This window comes from Pseudomonas sp. FW215-R2 (assembly GCF_058789255.1).
In genome coordinates, this window is record NZ_JBYTBO010000006.1 from 1 (window position 1) to 17,191 (window position 17,191).

Below are 17,191 nucleotides of genomic sequence, written 5' to 3' on the forward strand. Positions count from 1 at the left end.
AGTAGGTCATCGTCAAGATTAAATTCCGAAACCCCAATTGCGAAAGCAGTTGGGGTTTTGTTTTGCCCGCAGGAAAGCGGGTTGTTTGAATTCTATGCAACAGCTCGGTGCATGGCTATTATTCGGGCCTCATTCCGAGGCGAGACCTGCATGCTGACGTTGTTGAACCTTCTGAAGGATGGGCGATTCCATTCCGGTCAGGCTCTGGGAGTTGCCCTGGGAATTAGTCGAAGTGCAGTGTGGAAGCAGCTTCAACACCTGGAGGCTGAGCTTGGGCTATCCATACATAAAGTCCGGGGGCGAGGCTACCAGTTGGCCTCACCACTGGAGTTGCTTGACTCGCTCAAGATAGAGGAAAGTCTTGCCGGCTGGCCTGTGAGTGTCTTCGACTCCATCGACTCTACTAACGCAGAGTCGCTGCGTGCCGTTGATCGGGGTCAAATGGCGCCCTTTATGGTACTGGCTGAACGGCAAATCTCCGGACGTGGTCGTAGAGGTCGCAAATGGGTAAGTCCGTTTGCCGAGAACCTCTATTACAGTCTCGTATTGCGTATTGATGGTGGGATGCGTCAACTTGAAGGACTAAGTCTTGTTGTCGGTCTCGCGGTCATGCAAACCCTCCGTGCGCTTGGGGTGCCGGGTGCGGGGCTGAAGTGGCCCAATGACGTTTTGGCTGGGCGCAAAAAAATCGCCGGGATCTTGCTGGAACTGGTCGGAGATCCGGCAGACGTGTGTCATGTAGTGCTGGGTGTTGGCATTAACGTGAACATGCAGGCCGCTGACGAGGTTGATCAGCAATGGACCTCGATACGGCTCGAGTCGGGAAAAACTTGTGATCGCAATGTTCTGGTGGTTGAGCTGAGCAAACAGTTGCAGCTTTATCTGCAGCGTCATCAGTCAGGAGGTTTCTCTGCGCTTCAGGCGGAGTGGGAAGCGAATCACTTATGGCAGGGACTGCCGGTTTCTCTCACGGCGGGTGTCAATCAGATAGATGGCGTGGTGCTGGGGATCGATAATCAAGGTGCGCTACGGCTGAAGGTGGATGGCGTGGAGAAAGTCTTTAGTGGTGGTGAGCTCAGCTTGAGGTTGCGTGATGATTCTTGAGCTTGATTGCGGAAACAGTTTTATCAAGTGGCGGGTGCTGGATGCCGAGGCAGGTGCCCTGGTCGCGGAAGGGGTGGTCGACTCCGATGAGGCATTGGTCAGCGGCCTTCGTTCGCTCGATAAATTGTCTCTCGGCAAATGCCGCCTTGTCAGTGTGAGAACTGAAGATGAGACCAATTTGCTGATTGGTTTTCTCAAGCGTGAGTTCGATATTTCCGTTGTCTGTGCGACACCTGCTCGCGAAATGTCCGGCGTCAAAAATGGTTACGAAGACTACGAGCGTTTAGGCCTTGATCGTTGGCTGGCGATGCTCGGTGGTTTTCATCTGGCTGGTGGGGCTTGCCTGGTTCTCGATTTCGGGACAGCGGTGACTGCTGATTTCATCTCGTCGGATGGTGAGCACCTGGGAGGCTTCATTGGTCCTGGTATGCCGCTAATGCGCAATCAATTGCGTACGCATACTCGAAAGATTCGCTATGGCGATCTGGCGGCGGAACGGGCATTGGCGAGTCACGCTCCTGGGCGCAATACGGTCGAGGCGGTGGAGCGTGGCTGTTCGTTGATGCTCAGAGGATTCGTATTGACGCAGTTGGAGATGGCGCGCTCCTACTGGGGTGAAAGCTTCAGTGTCTTCATCACAGGTGGTGATGCCGAGTTGGTGTCGGATGTCGCGCCTGAGGCTCGGGTCGTTTCCGATTTGGTGTTCGTAGGTTTGGCTATGGCATGTCCTTTGTCCTGAGGTTTGTATGCGTTGGTTGTTTCTCCTGCTTCTGGTACTCAATGTGTTTTATTACGTCTGGCATCAACAGGAGGCTCCATTGCGTGCAAAGGACGTCACGCCTCTCAGTCTTTATCGTGGTTCGCAGCAGGATATCCGTTTGCTGAGTGAGGCTGGTGATGCCTCGCGAGGTGCGAAGGCTGATGGGCAGTGTCTATATATAGGTGGTTCGGGTCGTCCTGAAACTGCGCAGGCGCTGGAACAGCGCCTGAGTGAGCTTGGTGCGAAAGCTCAGCCTTTGCCGAAAGACCTTTCCAGCAATGCATATTGGTTCCGAATCACGCCTGAAACCCAGCGTTTCCTGGGTGATACTCAGTTGCAAAACCTTTCCAAGGAATTCAATGAGTTAAAACACAAAATAATGCTGTGCGAGGGGGTTGCACCTGCGGAATAGTTTGCATAGAATGGCGCCCGCTCCACAGCGAAGACCTGAAAAGGTTGAAGCGGTAGGGTGATGTCAAAGCAGCTAACCTCAGGTTTTTAAATGAGAAAATGCTTGACAAGGGTTTGGCATAGTATAGAATGCCGGCCTGATTAGGAGGGGTTCCCGAGCGGCCAAAGGGATCAGACTGTAAATCTGACGTCTACGACTTCGAAGGTTCGAATCCTTCTCCCTCCACCAGATTTTAGCGTGAGCTGCAGGCTCCGCGGGTATAGTTTAGTGGTAGAACCTCAGCCTTCCAAGCTGATGATGCGGGTTCGATTCCCGCTACCCGCTCCAAGTTTGCAGGTTGTGCAAAGTGTTACGCTCTTGTAGCTCAGTTGGTAGAGCACACCCTTGGTAAGGGTGAGGTCAGCGGTTCAAATCCGCTCAAGAGCTCCATATAACAAGGCAGATATGAAAATATCTGCCTTTGTTTTAATGGCTAGGGTTGTTTGCTTATTTCTTCTGTGAGGGGTGATATCGATGGCTAAGGAAAAATTTGATCGTTCCCTACCGCACGTCAACGTCGGCACTATCGGTCACGTTGACCACGGTAAAACCACTCTGACCGCTGCTCTGACTCGCGTCTGCTCCGAAGTTTTCGGTTCGGCCGTAGTTGAATTCGACAAGATCGACAGCGCTCCAGAAGAAAAAGCTCGTGGTATCACCATCAACACCGCGCACGTTGAGTACAACTCGACTATTCGTCACTACGCTCACGTTGACTGCCCAGGTCACGCTGACTACGTGAAGAACATGATCACCGGTGCTGCCCAGATGGACGGCGCGATCCTGGTTTGCTCGGCCGCTGATGGTCCGATGCCACAAACCCGTGAGCACATCCTGCTGTCCCGTCAGGTAGGCGTTCCGTACATCGTGGTTTTCCTGAACAAGGCTGACCTGGTAGACGACGCTGAGCTGCTGGAACTGGTTGAGATGGAAGTTCGCGACCTGCTGTCGACCTACGACTTCCCAGGCGACGACACTCCGATCATCATCGGTTCGGCTCGTATGGCGCTGGAAGGCAAAGACGACAACGAAATGGGCACCACTGCCGTTCGTAAACTGGTTGAAACTCTGGATACCTACATCCCTGAGCCAGTTCGTATGATCGACAAGCCATTCCTGATGCCAATCGAAGACGTATTCTCGATCTCGGGTCGCGGTACTGTTGTGACTGGTCGTATCGAGCGCGGTATCGTTCGCGTTCAAGATGCTCTGGAAATCGTTGGTCTGCGTGACACCACCACCACCACCTGCACCGGTGTTGAGATGTTCCGCAAGCTGCTGGACGAAGGTCGTGCTGGCGAGAACTGCGGCGTTCTGCTGCGTGGCACCAAGCGTGACGACGTTGAGCGTGGTCAGGTTCTGGTTAAGCCGGGTTCGGTTAAGCCGCACACCAAGTTCACCGCAGAAGTTTACGTTCTGAGCAAGGAAGAAGGCGGTCGTCACACTCCGTTCTTCAAAGGCTACCGTCCACAGTTCTACTTCCGTACTACTGACGTGACTGGTAACTGCGAGCTGCCAGAAGGCGTTGAAATGGTAATGCCAGGTGACAACATTCAGATGACTGTTACCCTGATCAAAACCATCGCGATGGAAGACGGTCTGCGTTTCGCTATCCGTGAAGGCGGTCGTACCGTCGGCGCTGGCGTCGTAGCCAAAATCATCGAGTAAGTAGTTGTAATGTATTTTTCAGGCCGGCATAATGGTCGGCCTGATTTTGTTTTAGGTCAGTAGCTCAATTGGCAGAGCGACGGTCTCCAAAACCGTAGGTTGGGGGTTCGATTCCCTCCTGACCTGCCAGATTCACTCGGTGTGTCTGGCTTTCTTTTCACAGGATCTTCATAGATGACTCCTAAGGCTGAAGCTCAAGGCTCTCGCTTCGATCTGCTTAAGTGGCTTGTAGTGGTCGCTTTGGTGATTGTTGGCGTTGTAGGCAATCAGTATTACTCTGCTTCGCCGATCCTGTACCGTGTACTCGCATTGCTTGTCATTGCTGCTGTAGCTGCCTTTGTAGGCCTGCAGACTGCCAAGGGCAAGTCTTTCTTTGTACTGGTTAAGGAAGCTCGCACCGAGATTCGTAAAGTCGTATGGCCAACTCGCCAAGAAACCACGCAGACCACGTTGATTGTTGTGGCTGTTGTTCTGGTTATGGCGTTGCTGTTGTGGGGGCTTGATTCCCTGCTCGGCTGGCTTGTTTCCTTGATTGTCGGCTAAGGGTGTCCCGTGGCTAAGCGTTGGTACGTTGTGCATGCTTACTCGGGTTACGAGAAGCATGTAATGCGCTCGCTGATCGAGCGTGTAAAGCTGGCTGGCATGGAAGATGGCTTCGGCGAAATTCTGGTTCCCACTGAAGAAGTGGTTGAAATGCGTAATGGCCAGAAGCGCAAAAGCGAACGTAAGTTCTTCCCTGGCTATGTGCTGGTCCAGATGGATATGAACGAGGGTACTTGGCACTTGGTCAAGGATACTCCTCGGGTGATGGGTTTTATCGGCGGTACTGCTGATAAGCCTGCACCAATCACTGATAAAGAAGCAGAGGCGATCCTGCGTCGCGTTGCTGACGGTAGCGACAAGCCGAAGCCGAAGACGTTGTTCGAGCCAGGTGAAACCGTTCGTGTCAATGACGGTCCTTTCGCTGACTTTAACGGTGTTGTTGAGGAAGTTAACTACGAAAAGAGCCGGATCCAAGTGGCGGTGCTCATTTTCGGTCGCTCTACTCCGGTAGAGTTGGAGTTCAGTCAGGTCGAAAAGGTCTAACTGGACAAGCATCCCAACCCCGCAGCCCTAGGCTGTGGGGTTTTGTCGTCACTGGGATAAACGCGCAAGTAACCGGGGAGCCTTTCGAGGCGATCGAACCCGTAATTGGAGTGCCTCATGGCCAAGAAGATTACCGCTTACATCAAGCTGCAAGTGAAGGCCGCTCAGGCTAACCCAAGTCCACCTGTTGGTCCTGCTCTGGGTCAGCACGGCGTGAACATCATGGAATTCTGCAAAGCTTTCAACGCCCGTACCCAGGGCCTGGAAGCTGGTCTGCCGACTCCAGTGATCATCACTGTCTACAGCGACCGTAGCTTCACTTTCGAAACCAAATCCACCCCTGCTTCGGTTCTGCTGAAGAAGGCGGCCGGTCTGACCAGCGGTTCCGCTCGTCCGAACACCGTTAAGGTTGGCACTGTTACCCGTGCTCAGCTGGAAGAAATCGCGAAAACCAAAAACGCGGATCTGACTGCAGCTGATATGGATGCAGCCGTGCGTACTATCGCCGGTTCTGCTCGTAGCATGGGCCTTAACGTGGAGGGTGTGTAATGGCTAAGCTGACCAAGCGTCAAAAGGCTATCGCCGGCAAAATCGAAGCAGGCAAGGCCTACAACTTTGTAGACGCCGCTGCACTGCTGGCCGAGCTGTCGACTGTCAAGTTCAGCGAGTCGTTTGACGTTGCTGTAAACCTGGGCGTAGACCCGCGTAAATCCGACCAGGTTGTTCGTAGCGCTACTGTGCTGCCACACGGCACTGGCAAGACCGTTCGCGTTGCTGTGTTCACCCAGGGTCCAGCTGCTGAGGCCGCTCTGGCTGCCGGCGCTGACCGTGTAGGTATGGACGACCTGGCTGCCGAAATGAAAGGCGGCGACCTGAACTATGACGTAGTGATCGCATCCCCGGATGCCATGCGCGTTGTAGGTCAACTGGGTCAGATCCTCGGTCCGCGTGGCCTGATGCCTAACCCGAAAGTCGGCACCGTAACTCCAGACGTAGCCACCGCGGTTAAAAACGCCAAGGCTGGTCAGGTTCGTTATCGCACCGACAAAAACGGCATCATCCACACTTCCGTTGGCAAGATCGGCTTCGATGCCGTCAAGCTGAAGGAAAACGTTGAAGCCCTGATCGCTGATCTGAAGCGTATCAAGCCAGCTTCCTCGAAAGGTATCTACGTCAAGCGCGTTACCCTGAGCACCACTATGGGCCCAGGTCTGGTCATCGACCAGAGCTCGCTGGACGCGTAAGACAAAATTGGCACGAGTTATCGTGCCAATCGAAAGATTGGGGTCCCTGCCTGGCGGGGGCTATCCAAGACCGTAGGCGGCGCAAGTCTTAAACCTCAAGCCTACGCAGATGGTGCTCCCGGTTCCTTACCGAATCAGACACCAAAACGACATTCGGTTTCGATCGAGTGAAACGGTAACAAGCAGGAGTTAAACCCGTGGCAATTAATCTCGAAGACAAGAAGGCCATCGTCGCTGAAGTCAACGAGGCTGCCAAAGTCGCTCTGTCCGCTGTCGTGGTTGATGCCCGTGGCGTAACAGTAGGCGCAATGACCGGACTCCGTAAAGAGGCTCGTGAAGCTGGCGTTTACGTACGTGTTGTACGTAACACCCTGCTCAAGCGCGCTGTTGCTGACACTCAATACAGTGTCCTCAACGACGTGTTCACCGGCCCGACCCTGATCGCATTCTCGAACGAACATCCGGGCGCTGCTGCTCGTATTTTCAAAGAGTTTTCGAAGGGTCAGGACAAGTTCGAGATCAAGGCAGCTGCGTTCGAGGGCAAGTTCCTCGCAGCTAATCAGATCGACGTTCTGGCAACTCTGCCGACCCGTGACGAAGCAATTTCCCAGCTGATGAGCGTGATTCAAGGCGCTACCAGCAAATTGGCTCGTACTCTGGCGGCAATTCGCGACCAGAAAGAAGCCGCTGCAGCCTAAGGCTCGTCAGCTTCTCGCGTTTTTTGTTTATTTCGATGGTCGCGTAGGCCGTCCCCCAATTCAGGAATTGAGTCATGTCTCTGACTAACGAACAAATCATCGAAGCAATCGGCCAGAAATCCGTAGTGGAAATCGTTGAGCTGATCAAAGCGATGGAAGAAACCTTCGGTGTTACCGCTGCTGCTGCTTCGGCTGGCCCAGCTGTAGCTGCTGCTGCTGTTGAAGAGCAAACCGAGTTCAACGTTGTTCTGCTGGAAGCTGGCGAGAAGAAGGTTAACGTGATCAAGGCAGTTCGTGAACTGACCGGTCTGGGCCTGAAAGAAGCCAAAGAGAAAGTAGACGGCGCTCCTCAGGTTGTAGCTGAAGGCGTTTCGAAAGAAGCTGCTGAAGACGCCAAGAAGAAGCTGGAAGAAGCAGGCGCTAAAGTCGAGCTGAAATAAGTATCGACTTTGCTCCTCCAGCCCGAGCGTCAAGCGACAGGCTGATGGCTGGTGGCTCTTGCCACCGGCCTTTTTCCGTTATTGGCAGCCGACTGGGTCGGTGCTGATAACGAGCTGTAACCACCCGATGCGGTGGCGCAAACCATGGGGTTTGCACGATTTTCTGGCTGCTCCCGTCGGGAGGGGCCAAACAAGCAGGTGACCAAGCTGGGGAACGCTGATGGCTTACTCATATACTGAGAAAAAACGTATCCGCAAGGACTTTAGCAAGTTGCCGGACGTCATGGATGTGCCTTACCTCCTGGCCATCCAGCTGGATTCGTATCGTGAATTCTTGCAAGCGGGAGCGACTAAAGATCAGTTCCGCGACGTGGGCCTGCATGCGGCCTTCAAATCCGTTTTCCCGATCATCAGCTACTCCGGCAATGCTGCGCTGGAGTACGTCGGTTATCGCCTGGGCGAACCGGCATTTGATGTCAAAGAATGCGTATTGCGCGGTGTAACTTTCGCCGTACCTTTGCGGGTAAAAGTGCGCCTGATCATTTTCGACAAAGAGTCGTCGAACAAAGCGATCAAGGACATCAAAGAGCAAGAAGTCTACATGGGTGAAATCCCCCTGATGACTGAGAACGGTACCTTCGTAATCAACGGTACCGAGCGTGTAATCGTTTCCCAGTTGCACCGCTCCCCGGGCGTGTTCTTCGACCACGACCGTGGCAAGACGCACAGCTCCGGTAAACTGCTGTACTCCGCGCGCATCATTCCTTACCGCGGTTCGTGGCTGGACTTCGAGTTCGACCCGAAGGACTGCGTATTCGTACGTATCGACCGTCGTCGCAAGCTGCCGGCCTCGGTTCTGCTGCGCGCGCTCGGCTATACCACCGAAGAAGTACTGGACGCGTTCTACACCACCAACGTATTCCACGTTAAGGGTGAAACCCTGAGCCTGGAACTGGTGCCTCAGCGCCTGCGTGGTGAAGTTGCAGTCCTCGACATCCAGGATGACAAAGGCAAGGTAATTGTCGAGCAGGGTCGTCGTATCACTGCCCGTCACATCAACCAGCTGGAAAAAGCCGGGATCAAAGAGCTGGACGTGCCTCTGGACTACGTCCTGGGTCGCACCACCGCCAAGGTCATCGTGCATCCGGCTACCGGCGAAATCCTGGCAGAGTGCAACACCGAGCTGTCGACTGAAGTCCTGGCGAAAATCGCCAAGGCCGGCGTCGTTCGCATCGAAACGCTCTACACCAACGATATCGACTGCGGTCCGTTCGTCTCCGACACTCTGAAGATCGATTCCACCAGCAACCAATTGGAAGCGCTGGTCGAAATCTATCGCATGATGCGTCCAGGCGAGCCGCCAACCAAAGACGCTGCCGAAACCCTGTTCAACAACCTGTTCTTCAGCCCTGAGCGTTATGACCTGTCTGCGGTCGGCCGGATGAAGTTCAACCGTCGTATCGGTCGTACCGAGATCGAAGGTTCGGGCGTGCTGTGCAAGGAAGACATCGTCGCGGTACTGAAGACTCTGGTCGACATCCGTAACGGTAAAGGCATCGTCGACGACATCGACCACCTGGGTAACCGTCGTGTTCGCTGCGTAGGCGAAATGGCCGAGAACCAGTTCCGCGTTGGCCTGGTACGTGTTGAGCGTGCGGTCAAAGAGCGTCTGTCGATGGCCGAAAGCGAAGGTCTGATGCCGCAAGACCTGATCAACGCCAAGCCTGTGGCTGCGGCGGTGAAGGAGTTCTTCGGTTCCAGCCAGCTCTCGCAGTTCATGGACCAGAACAACCCGCTGTCCGAGATTACCCACAAGCGTCGTGTTTCTGCACTCGGCCCTGGCGGTCTGACTCGTGAGCGCGCGGGCTTCGAAGTTCGTGACGTACACCCGACTCACTACGGTCGTGTCTGCCCGATTGAAACTCCGGAAGGTCCGAACATCGGTCTGATCAACTCCCTGGCTGCTTACGCTCGCACCAACCAGTACGGCTTCCTCGAAAGCCCGTACCGTGTGGTGAAAGAGGGTGTGGTTACCGACGAGATCGTGTTCCTGTCCGCTATTGAAGAAGCCGATCACGTGATCGCGCAGGCTTCGGCGACCATGAACGACCAGAAAGTCCTGATCGACGAACTGGTAGCCGTACGTCACCTGAACGAATTCACCGTCAAGGCGCCTGAAGAAGTCACCTTGATGGACGTTTCGCCGAAGCAGGTAGTTTCGGTTGCAGCGTCGCTGATTCCGTTCCTCGAGCACGACGACGCCAACCGTGCGTTGATGGGTTCGAACATGCAGCGTCAAGCTGTACCAACCCTGCGTGCTGACAAGCCGCTGGTAGGTACCGGCATGGAGCGTAACGTGGCTCGCGACTCCGGCGTTTGCGTCGTGGCTCGTCGTGGCGGCGTGATCGACTCCGTTGATGCCAGCCGTATCGTGGTTCGTGTTGCCGATGACGAAGTTGAAACCGGCGAAGCTGGTGTCGACATCTACAACCTGACCAAGTACACCCGCTCGAACCAGAACACCTGCATCAACCAGCGTCCGCTGGTGAGCAAAGGTGATCGCGTTCAGCGTAGCGACATCATGGCCGACGGCCCGTCCACCGATATGGGTGAACTGGCACTGGGTCAGAACATGCGCATCGCGTTCATGGCATGGAACGGCTTCAACTTCGAAGACTCCATCTGCCTGTCCGAGCGTGTGGTTCAGGAAGACCGCTTCACCACGATCCACATCCAGGAACTGACCTGCGTGGCTCGTGACACCAAGCTTGGCCCAGAGGAAATCACTGCGGACATCCCGAACGTGGGTGAAGCTGCACTGAACAAGCTGGACGAAGCCGGTATCGTTTACGTAGGTGCTGAAGTTGGCGCAGGCGACATCCTGGTAGGTAAGGTCACTCCGAAAGGCGAGACCCAACTGACTCCGGAAGAAAAACTGCTGCGTGCGATCTTCGGTGAAAAAGCCAGCGACGTTAAAGACACTTCCCTGCGTGTACCTACCGGTACCAAAGGTACTGTCATCGACGTGCAGGTCTTCACTCGTGACGGCGTTGAGCGTGATGCTCGTGCCCTGTCGATCGAGAAGACCCAGCTGGACGAGATCCGCAAGGATCTGAACGAAGAGTTCCGCATCGTTGAAGGCGCGACCTTCGAACGTCTGCGTTCCGCTCTGGTAGGCCACAAGGCTGAAGGCGGCGCGGGCCTGAAGAAAGGTCAGGACATCACCGACGAAGTACTCGACGGTCTTGAGCATGGTCAGTGGTTCAAACTGCGCATGGCTGAAGATGCTCTGAACGAGCAGCTCGAGAAGGCTCAGGCCTACATCGTTGATCGTCGCCGTCTGCTGGACGACAAGTTCGAAGACAAGAAGCGCAAACTGCAGCAGGGCGATGACCTGGCTCCAGGCGTGCTGAAGATCGTCAAGGTTTACCTGGCAATCCGTCGTCGCATCCAGCCGGGCGACAAGATGGCCGGTCGTCACGGTAACAAAGGTGTGGTCTCCGTGATCATGCCGGTTGAAGACATGCCGCACGATGCCAATGGCACACCGGTCGACGTGGTCCTCAACCCGCTGGGCGTACCTTCGCGTATGAACGTTGGTCAGATCCTTGAAACCCACCTGGGCCTCGCGGCCAAAGGCCTGGGCGAGAAGATCAACCGGATGGTCGAAGAGCAGCGTAAAGTCGCTGAACTGCGTACCTTCCTGGACGAGATCTACAACCAGATCGGCGGTCGTAACGAAGATCTGGACAGCTTCTCCGATCAGGAAATCCTGGATCTGGCGAAGAACCTGCGTGGCGGCGTTCCAATGGCCACTCCAGTGTTCGACGGTGCCAAGGAAAGCGAAATCAAGGCCATGCTGAAACTGGCGGACCTGCCAGAAAGCGGCCAGATGCAGCTGACCGACGGCCGTACCGGCAACAAGTTCGAGCGTCCAGTTACCGTTGGCTACATGTACATGCTGAAGCTGAACCACTTGGTAGACGACAAGATGCACGCGCGTTCTACCGGTTCGTACAGCCTGGTTACCCAGCAGCCGCTGGGTGGTAAGGCACAGTTCGGTGGTCAGCGTTTCGGGGAGATGGAGGTCTGGGCACTGGAAGCATACGGTGCTGCTTACACTCTGCAAGAAATGCTCACAGTGAAGTCGGACGATGTGAACGGCCGGACCAAGATGTACAAAAACATCGTGGACGGCGATCACCGTATGGAGCCGGGCATGCCCGAGTCCTTCAACGTGTTGATCAAGGAAATTCGTTCCCTCGGCATCGATATCGATCTGGAAACCGAATAACACGTGACGCGATCGAGAGCGGGGCAGGATTGCCCGCTCTCTGCTCCGCCAGGAGGAAAGGCCTTGAAAGACCTACTGAATTTGCTGAAAAACCAGGGTCAAGTCGAAGAGTTCGACGCCATCCGTATCGGATTGGCCTCGCCTGAGATGATCCGCTCGTGGTCGTTCGGTGAAGTTAAAAAGCCGGAAACCATCAACTACCGTACGTTCAAACCCGAGCGTGACGGTCTGTTCTGCGCCAAGATCTTTGGCCCGGTAAAGGATTACGAGTGCCTGTGCGGTAAGTACAAGCGCTTGAAGCATCGTGGTGTGATCTGCGAGAAGTGCGGCGTTGAAGTTGCACTGGCCAAGGTTCGTCGTGAGCGCATGGCGCACATCGAGCTGGCTTCGCCGGTTGCCCACATCTGGTTCCTGAAATCGCTGCCGTCCCGTATCGGCCTGCTGATGGACATGACCCTGCGTGATATCGAACGCGTTCTCTACTTCGAGAGCTATGTCGTTATCGATCCGGGCATGACCACTCTTGAAAAAGGTCAGCTGCTGAACGATGAGCAGTACTTCGAAGCGCTGGAAGAGTTCGGTGATGACTTCGACGCCCGCATGGGTGCTGAAGCTGTCCGTGAACTGCTGCACGCTATCGACCTGGAGCACGAGATTGGCCGTCTGCGTGAAGAAATTCCGCAAACCAACTCCGAAACCAAGATCAAGAAGCTGTCCAAGCGTCTGAAGTTGATGGAAGCCTTCCAGGGTTCCGGCAACCTGCCAGAGTGGATGGTGCTGACCGTTCTGCCGGTTCTGCCACCAGATCTGCGTCCACTGGTCCCGCTGGATGGCGGTCGTTTCGCGACTTCTGACCTCAACGATCTGTATCGTCGAGTGATCAACCGTAACAACCGTTTGAAGCGCCTGCTGGATCTGTCCGCTCCGGACATCATCGTGCGCAACGAAAAGCGTATGTTGCAGGAAGCTGTCGACGCACTGCTCGACAACGGTCGTCGTGGCCGCGCTATCACCGGTTCGAACAAGCGTCCTCTGAAATCCCTGGCTGACATGATCAAGGGTAAACAAGGTCGTTTCCGTCAGAACTTGCTCGGTAAGCGTGTTGACTACTCCGGCCGTTCGGTAATTACCGTAGGCCCGACCCTGCGTCTGCATCAGTGCGGTCTGCCGAAGAAGATGGCTCTCGAGCTGTTCAAACCGTTCATTTTCGGCAAGCTGGAAATGCGTGGTCTGGCGACCACCATCAAAGCGGCCAAGAAAATGGTCGAGCGCGAGCTGCCGGAAGTTTGGGACGTTCTCGCTGAAGTGATTCGCGAACACCCGGTTCTTCTCAACCGTGCACCGACCCTTCACCGTCTGGGTATCCAGGCGTTTGAGCCGGTACTGATCGAAGGTAAGGCTATCCAGCTGCACCCGCTGGTCTGCGCCGCGTACAACGCCGACTTCGACGGCGACCAAATGGCCGTGCACGTACCGCTGACGCTGGAAGCCCAGCTCGAAGCGCGTGCGTTGATGATGTCGACCAACAACATTCTGTCGCCAGCCAACGGTGAGCCAATCATCGTTCCGTCGCAGGACGTTGTATTGGGTCTGTACTACATGACTCGTGAAGCGATCAACGCCAAGGGCGAAGGTCGTGTGTTCGCGGATCTGCAGGAAGTTGACCGTGTGTTCCGTGCCGGCGAAGCCGCACTGCACGCCAAGATCAAGGTTCGTATCAACGAAACCGTGAACGATCGTGACGGCAACAGCGTGAGCGGTACCCGTATCGTCGACACCACTGTCGGCCGTGCGCTGCTGTTCCAGGTTGTGCCAAAAGGTCTGTCGTTCGACGTCGTCAACCTGCCGATGAAGAAAAAGGCGATCTCCAAGCTGATCAACCAGTGCTACCGCGTGGTTGGTCTGAAAGAGACCGTGATCTTCGCTGACCAGTTGATGTACACCGGTTTTGCCTACTCGACCATCTCCGGCGTTTCCATCGGTGTTAACGACTTCGTTATCCCGGATGAAAAAGCCCGCATCATCGGTGCAGCCACCGACGAAGTGAAAGAGATCGAGAGCCAGTACGCCTCCGGCCTGGTAACCCAGGGCGAGAAGTACAACAAAGTGATCGACCTTTGGTCGAAAGCGAACGACGAAGTCTCCAAGGCAATGATGGCCAACCTCTCGAAAGAGAAAGTCATCGACCGTCACGGCGTCGAAGTCGATCAAGAGTCGTTCAACTCGATGTACATGATGGCTGACTCGGGTGCGCGGGGTTCCGCAGCACAGATCCGTCAGCTGGCCGGTATGCGTGGTCTGATGGCCAAGCCGGACGGTTCCATCATTGAAACGCCGATTACTGCGAACTTCCGTGAAGGTTTGAGCGTACTTCAGTACTTCATCTCCACTCACGGTGCTCGTAAAGGTCTGGCGGATACCGCGTTGAAAACTGCGAACTCCGGTTACCTGACTCGTCGTCTGGTAGACGTTGCGCAGGATCTGGTTGTAACCGAGATCGATTGCGGCACCGAACACGGTCTGCTGATGACTCCGCACATTGAAGGCGGTGACGTTGTAGAGCCGTTGGGTGAGCGCGTATTGGGTCGTGTTATCGCCCGTGACGTATTCAAGCCGGGTACCGAGGACGTCATCGTTCCTGCTGGCACCCTGGTAGACGAGAAGTGGGTCGAGTTCATCGAGCTGAACAGCATCGACGAAGTGATCGTGCGTTCGCCGATCAGTTGCGAAACCCGCTATGGCATTTGCGCCAAGTGCTACGGCCGCGACCTGGCTCGTGGTCACCAGGTGAACATCGGTGAAGCGGTCGGCGTTATCGCTGCCCAGTCCATCGGTGAGCCGGGTACCCAGCTGACGATGCGTACGTTCCACATCGGTGGTGCGGCAAGCCGTACTTCCGCAGCCGACAGCGTTCAGGTGAAGAATGGCGGTACCGTCCGTCTGCACAACCTGAAACACGTTGAGCGTGTGGATGGCAACCTGGTTGCTGTGTCCCGTTCCGGTGAGCTGGCAATCGCTGATGACTTCGGTCGTGAGCGCGAGCGTTACAAGCTGCCGTACGGTGCTGTGATTTCGGTTAAAGAAGGTGACAAGGTCGACGCTGGCGCAATCGTGGCCAAGTGGGATCCGCACACTCACCCGATCGTTACCGAAATGAAAGGTACCGTGACCTACGTGGGCATGGAAGAAGGCATCACGATCAAGCGTCAGACTGACGAATTGACCGGTATGACCAACATTGAAGTACTCGATGCCAAAGACCGTCCGGCTGCCGGCAAGGACATCCGTCCTGCGGTGAAGATGGTCGATGACAACGGCAAGGATCTGTTGCTGCCAGGCACTGACGTTATCGCTCAGTACTTCCTGCCAGCTAACGCCCTGGTCGGTGTTGCGGACGGTGCGAAGATTGCGATCGGTGATGTTATCGCTCGTATCCCGCAAGAAACTTCGAAAACCCGTGACATCACCGGTGGTCTGCCGCGTGTTGCCGACCTGTTCGAAGCCCGTCGTCCGAAAGAAGCGTCGATTCTGGCTGAAGTCAGCGGCACCATCGCGTTCGGTAAAGAGACCAAGGGCAAGCGCCGTCTGGTCATCACTCCGAACGACGGTAGCGATCCGTATGAAGAGCTGATTCCGAAGTGGCGTCACCTGAACGTGTTCGAAGGCGAACAGGTAAACCGCGGCGAAGTTATCTCCGACGGCCCGAGCGATCCGCACGACATCCTGCGTCTGCTGGGTGTGAGCGCGCTGGCCAAGTACATCGTTAACGAGATCCAGGACGTTTACCGTCTGCAAGGCGTGAAGATCAACGACAAGCACATCGAGACCATCCTGCGTCAGATGCTGCGTAAAGTTGAGATCTCCGAGTCCGGCGATTCCAGCTTCATCAAGGGCGACCAGATGGAACTGACTCACGTATTGGTAGAGAACGAGCGTCTGAACGCGGAAGACAAATTTGTCTCCAAGTTCACCCGCGTTCTGCTGGGTATCACCAAGGCGTCGTTGTCGACCGAATCGTTCATCTCCGCGGCTTCCTTCCAGGAAACCACCCGCGTACTGACCGAAGCGGCCGTAACCGGCAAGCGCGATTACCTGCGCGGCCTGAAAGAAAACGTGGTCGTGGGTCGTCTGATCCCGGCTGGTACCGGTCTGGCTTATCACAGCGAGCGTAAACGTCGCCGTGATGCAGACAAACCGTTGCGCGTAAGCGCCAGTGAAGTGGAAGCTGCACTGACCGAAGCGCTGAACTCGAGCGGTAACTGAGTTCTGCGAAAAATGAGCTAAGGCCCTGATCGAACCGTTCATCGAATCGAGACAATTTGTCGAGGTTCGACGAGCGGGGAGGTCGGGGCCTTGCCTTGACTGGGGACAAGATCCTCTTTAGACTCTTGATCCCCTAAATTTGGCGGGAATTCGTTCCTGCCATTTTGCTTTTCTTGCAAGACAATAGCGTCGCAAGACAACAGTGGAGCTAGTAGATGGCAACTATCAACCAGCTGGTACGTCAGCCGCGTAAGCGTATCGTCGAGAAATCCGACGTACCTGCGCTGCAGAACTGCCCGCAACGTCGTGGCGTGTGCACCCGTGTGTACACCACTACGCCGAAAAAACCTAACTCGGCACTGCGTAAAGTATGCCGTGTGCGTCTGACCAACGGTTTCGAGGTTTCCTCGTACATCGGTGGTGAAGGCCACAACCTGCAAGAGCACAGCGTGGTACTGATCCGCGGCGGTCGTGTAAAAGACTTGCCAGGTGTTCGTTACCACACCGTTCGCGGCTCCCTGGATACTTCCGGTGTTAAAGGTCGTAACCAAGGTCGTTCGAAGTACGGTACCAAGCGTCCGAAGTAATCGGCCGTTTTGCAGATTTTCATTTTATTGAGTCGATAAGAGTAAGGTCGGGCGCGCATCCTCTGGATCTGTCCCGAGCTAACCTGAAGACCGTTTGAGGGCTTATCAATGCCAAGACGTCGCGTAGCAGCAAAGCGTGAGATTCTGGACGATCCGAAATACGGAAGCCAAATCCTCGCCAAATTCATGAACCACGTTATGGAAAGCGGCAAGAAAGCCGTTGCCGAGCGTATCGTTTATGGTGCCCTGGAAACCGTTGCGACCCGTAAGGCTGGCACCGATCCCCTGGAACTCTTCGAAAAAGCACTCGACGCCATCGCTCCGCTGGTCGAAGTGAAGTCGCGCCGCGTTGGTGGTGCTACTTACCAGGTTCCGGTCGAAGTTCGTCCGTCCCGTCGTAACGCTCTGGCAATGCGCTGGTTGGTAGACTTCGCCCGTAAGCGCGGCGAGAAGTCTATGGCTCTGCGCTTGGCTGGCGAGCTGCTGGATGCTGCTGAAGGTAAAGGTGCTGCTGTTAAGAAGCGTGAAGACGTGCACCGTATGGCCGAAGCTAACAAAGCTTTCTCGCACTACCGCTTCTAATTTTAGCTTCACTA

General features: G+C 55.3%; 14 protein-coding genes and 4 tRNA genes. All 18 read left to right on the top strand.

Annotated elements, in window-relative coordinates; translation table 11 throughout:
* Positions 1-150 precede the first annotated feature (150 nt).
* Positions 151-1,104: a bifunctional biotin--[acetyl-CoA-carboxylase] ligase/biotin operon repressor BirA gene (gene birA, locus AC3WRD_RS10045; protein ID WP_102620893.1), complete on the top strand. Its 954-nt coding sequence runs from the start codon at positions 151-153 to the stop codon at positions 1,102-1,104.
* Complete coding sequence (locus AC3WRD_RS10050; protein WP_102620890.1) at positions 1,094-1,843, top strand: pantothenate kinase; 750 nt, start codon at positions 1,094-1,096, stop codon at positions 1,841-1,843. Before birA ends, AC3WRD_RS10050 begins: the two co-directional genes overlap by 11 nt.
* A gap of 7 nt (positions 1,844-1,850) precedes the next feature.
* On the top strand, positions 1,851-2,276 hold the full coding sequence (locus tag AC3WRD_RS10055; RefSeq protein WP_096823090.1) for a hypothetical protein: 426 nt from the start codon (positions 1,851-1,853) through the stop codon (positions 2,274-2,276).
* 143 nt (positions 2,277-2,419) lie between these two features.
* A tRNA-Tyr gene (locus AC3WRD_RS10060) sits at positions 2,420-2,504 on the top strand.
* Positions 2,505-2,529: 25 nt separating this feature from the next.
* Positions 2,530-2,603, top strand: a tRNA-Gly gene (locus tag AC3WRD_RS10065).
* A gap of 26 nt (positions 2,604-2,629) precedes the next feature.
* Positions 2,630-2,705: transfer RNA gene (locus tag AC3WRD_RS10070), tRNA-Thr, on the top strand.
* 84 nt (positions 2,706-2,789) lie between these two features.
* Positions 2,790-3,983 carry an elongation factor Tu gene (tuf, locus tag AC3WRD_RS10075; RefSeq protein ID WP_024014521.1) on the top strand — a complete coding sequence of 398 codons (1,194 nt, stop codon included), beginning with the start codon at positions 2,790-2,792 and terminating at the stop codon, positions 3,981-3,983.
* Positions 3,984-4,036: 53 nt separating this feature from the next.
* Positions 4,037-4,112, top strand: a tRNA-Trp gene (locus tag AC3WRD_RS10080).
* A 45-nt stretch (positions 4,113-4,157) separates the two neighbouring features.
* Positions 4,158-4,526: a preprotein translocase subunit SecE gene (gene secE / locus AC3WRD_RS10085; protein WP_011063783.1), complete on the top strand. Its 369-nt coding sequence runs from the start codon at positions 4,158-4,160 to the stop codon at positions 4,524-4,526.
* A gap of 9 nt (positions 4,527-4,535) precedes the next feature.
* Positions 4,536-5,069 carry a transcription termination/antitermination protein NusG gene (gene nusG / locus AC3WRD_RS10090; protein WP_007957598.1) on the top strand — a complete coding sequence of 178 codons (534 nt, stop codon included), beginning with the start codon at positions 4,536-4,538 and terminating at the stop codon, positions 5,067-5,069.
* A gap of 117 nt (positions 5,070-5,186) precedes the next feature.
* The gene (gene rplK / locus AC3WRD_RS10095; RefSeq protein ID WP_003228756.1) at positions 5,187-5,618 is read left to right on the top strand and encodes a 50S ribosomal protein L11; all 432 of its coding nucleotides are present in this window, start codon (positions 5,187-5,189) and stop codon (positions 5,616-5,618) included.
* The gene (rplA, locus tag AC3WRD_RS10100) at positions 5,618-6,313 is read left to right on the top strand and encodes a 50S ribosomal protein L1 (RefSeq protein WP_003186095.1); all 696 of its coding nucleotides are present in this window, start codon (positions 5,618-5,620) and stop codon (positions 6,311-6,313) included. The genes rplK and rplA overlap by 1 nt, the downstream gene beginning before the upstream one ends.
* A 197-nt stretch (positions 6,314-6,510) precedes the next feature.
* The gene (rplJ, locus tag AC3WRD_RS10105; RefSeq protein WP_085613345.1) at positions 6,511-7,011 is read left to right on the top strand and encodes a 50S ribosomal protein L10; all 501 of its coding nucleotides are present in this window, start codon (positions 6,511-6,513) and stop codon (positions 7,009-7,011) included.
* Between the two features lie 74 nt (positions 7,012-7,085).
* Positions 7,086-7,451: a 50S ribosomal protein L7/L12 gene (rplL, locus tag AC3WRD_RS10110; protein ID WP_007962228.1), complete on the top strand. Its 366-nt coding sequence runs from the start codon at positions 7,086-7,088 to the stop codon at positions 7,449-7,451.
* Between the two features lie 220 nt (positions 7,452-7,671).
* Positions 7,672-11,745 (top strand): DNA-directed RNA polymerase subunit beta, encoded by a 4,074-nt coding sequence (rpoB, locus tag AC3WRD_RS10115; protein WP_096823077.1) that lies wholly within the window; start codon positions 7,672-7,674, stop codon positions 11,743-11,745.
* 63 nt (positions 11,746-11,808) lie between these two features.
* Positions 11,809-16,008: a DNA-directed RNA polymerase subunit beta' gene (gene rpoC, locus AC3WRD_RS10120; protein WP_096823078.1), complete on the top strand. Its 4,200-nt coding sequence runs from the start codon at positions 11,809-11,811 to the stop codon at positions 16,006-16,008.
* Between the two features lie 215 nt (positions 16,009-16,223).
* A complete protein-coding gene (rpsL, locus tag AC3WRD_RS10125; RefSeq protein ID WP_003186084.1) occupies positions 16,224-16,595 on the top strand; it encodes a 30S ribosomal protein S12 in 372 nt (123 codons plus the stop codon).
* Positions 16,596-16,703: 108 nt separating this feature from the next.
* Positions 16,704-17,177, top strand: a complete 474-nt coding sequence (gene rpsG / locus AC3WRD_RS10130; RefSeq protein WP_007916467.1) for a 30S ribosomal protein S7 — start codon at positions 16,704-16,706, stop codon at positions 17,175-17,177.
* The last annotated feature ends 14 nt before the right edge of the window (positions 17,178-17,191 follow it).

What these genes read in the sequence shown, in the direction of transcription:
- rpsG (WP_007916467.1), top strand. Translation starts at nt 16,704, where the DNA reads ATGCCAAGACGTCGCGTAGCAGCAAAGCGTGAGATTCTGGACGATCCG.
- rplL (WP_007962228.1), top strand. Translation starts at nt 7,086, where the DNA reads ATGTCTCTGACTAACGAACAAATCATCGAAGCAATCGGCCAGAAATCC.
- AC3WRD_RS10055 (WP_096823090.1), top strand. Translation starts at nt 1,851, where the DNA reads ATGCGTTGGTTGTTTCTCCTGCTTCTGGTACTCAATGTGTTTTATTAC.
- rpoB (WP_096823077.1), top strand. Translation starts at nt 7,672, where the DNA reads ATGGCTTACTCATATACTGAGAAAAAACGTATCCGCAAGGACTTTAGC.
- secE (WP_011063783.1), top strand. Translation starts at nt 4,158, where the DNA reads ATGACTCCTAAGGCTGAAGCTCAAGGCTCTCGCTTCGATCTGCTTAAG.
- birA (WP_102620893.1), top strand. Translation starts at nt 151, where the DNA reads ATGCTGACGTTGTTGAACCTTCTGAAGGATGGGCGATTCCATTCCGGT.
- rplA (WP_003186095.1), top strand. Translation starts at nt 5,618, where the DNA reads ATGGCTAAGCTGACCAAGCGTCAAAAGGCTATCGCCGGCAAAATCGAA.
- AC3WRD_RS10050 (WP_102620890.1), top strand. Translation starts at nt 1,094, where the DNA reads ATGATTCTTGAGCTTGATTGCGGAAACAGTTTTATCAAGTGGCGGGTG.
- rplK (WP_003228756.1), top strand. Translation starts at nt 5,187, where the DNA reads ATGGCCAAGAAGATTACCGCTTACATCAAGCTGCAAGTGAAGGCCGCT.
- tuf (WP_024014521.1), top strand. Translation starts at nt 2,790, where the DNA reads ATGGCTAAGGAAAAATTTGATCGTTCCCTACCGCACGTCAACGTCGGC.
- rpsL (WP_003186084.1), top strand. Translation starts at nt 16,224, where the DNA reads ATGGCAACTATCAACCAGCTGGTACGTCAGCCGCGTAAGCGTATCGTC.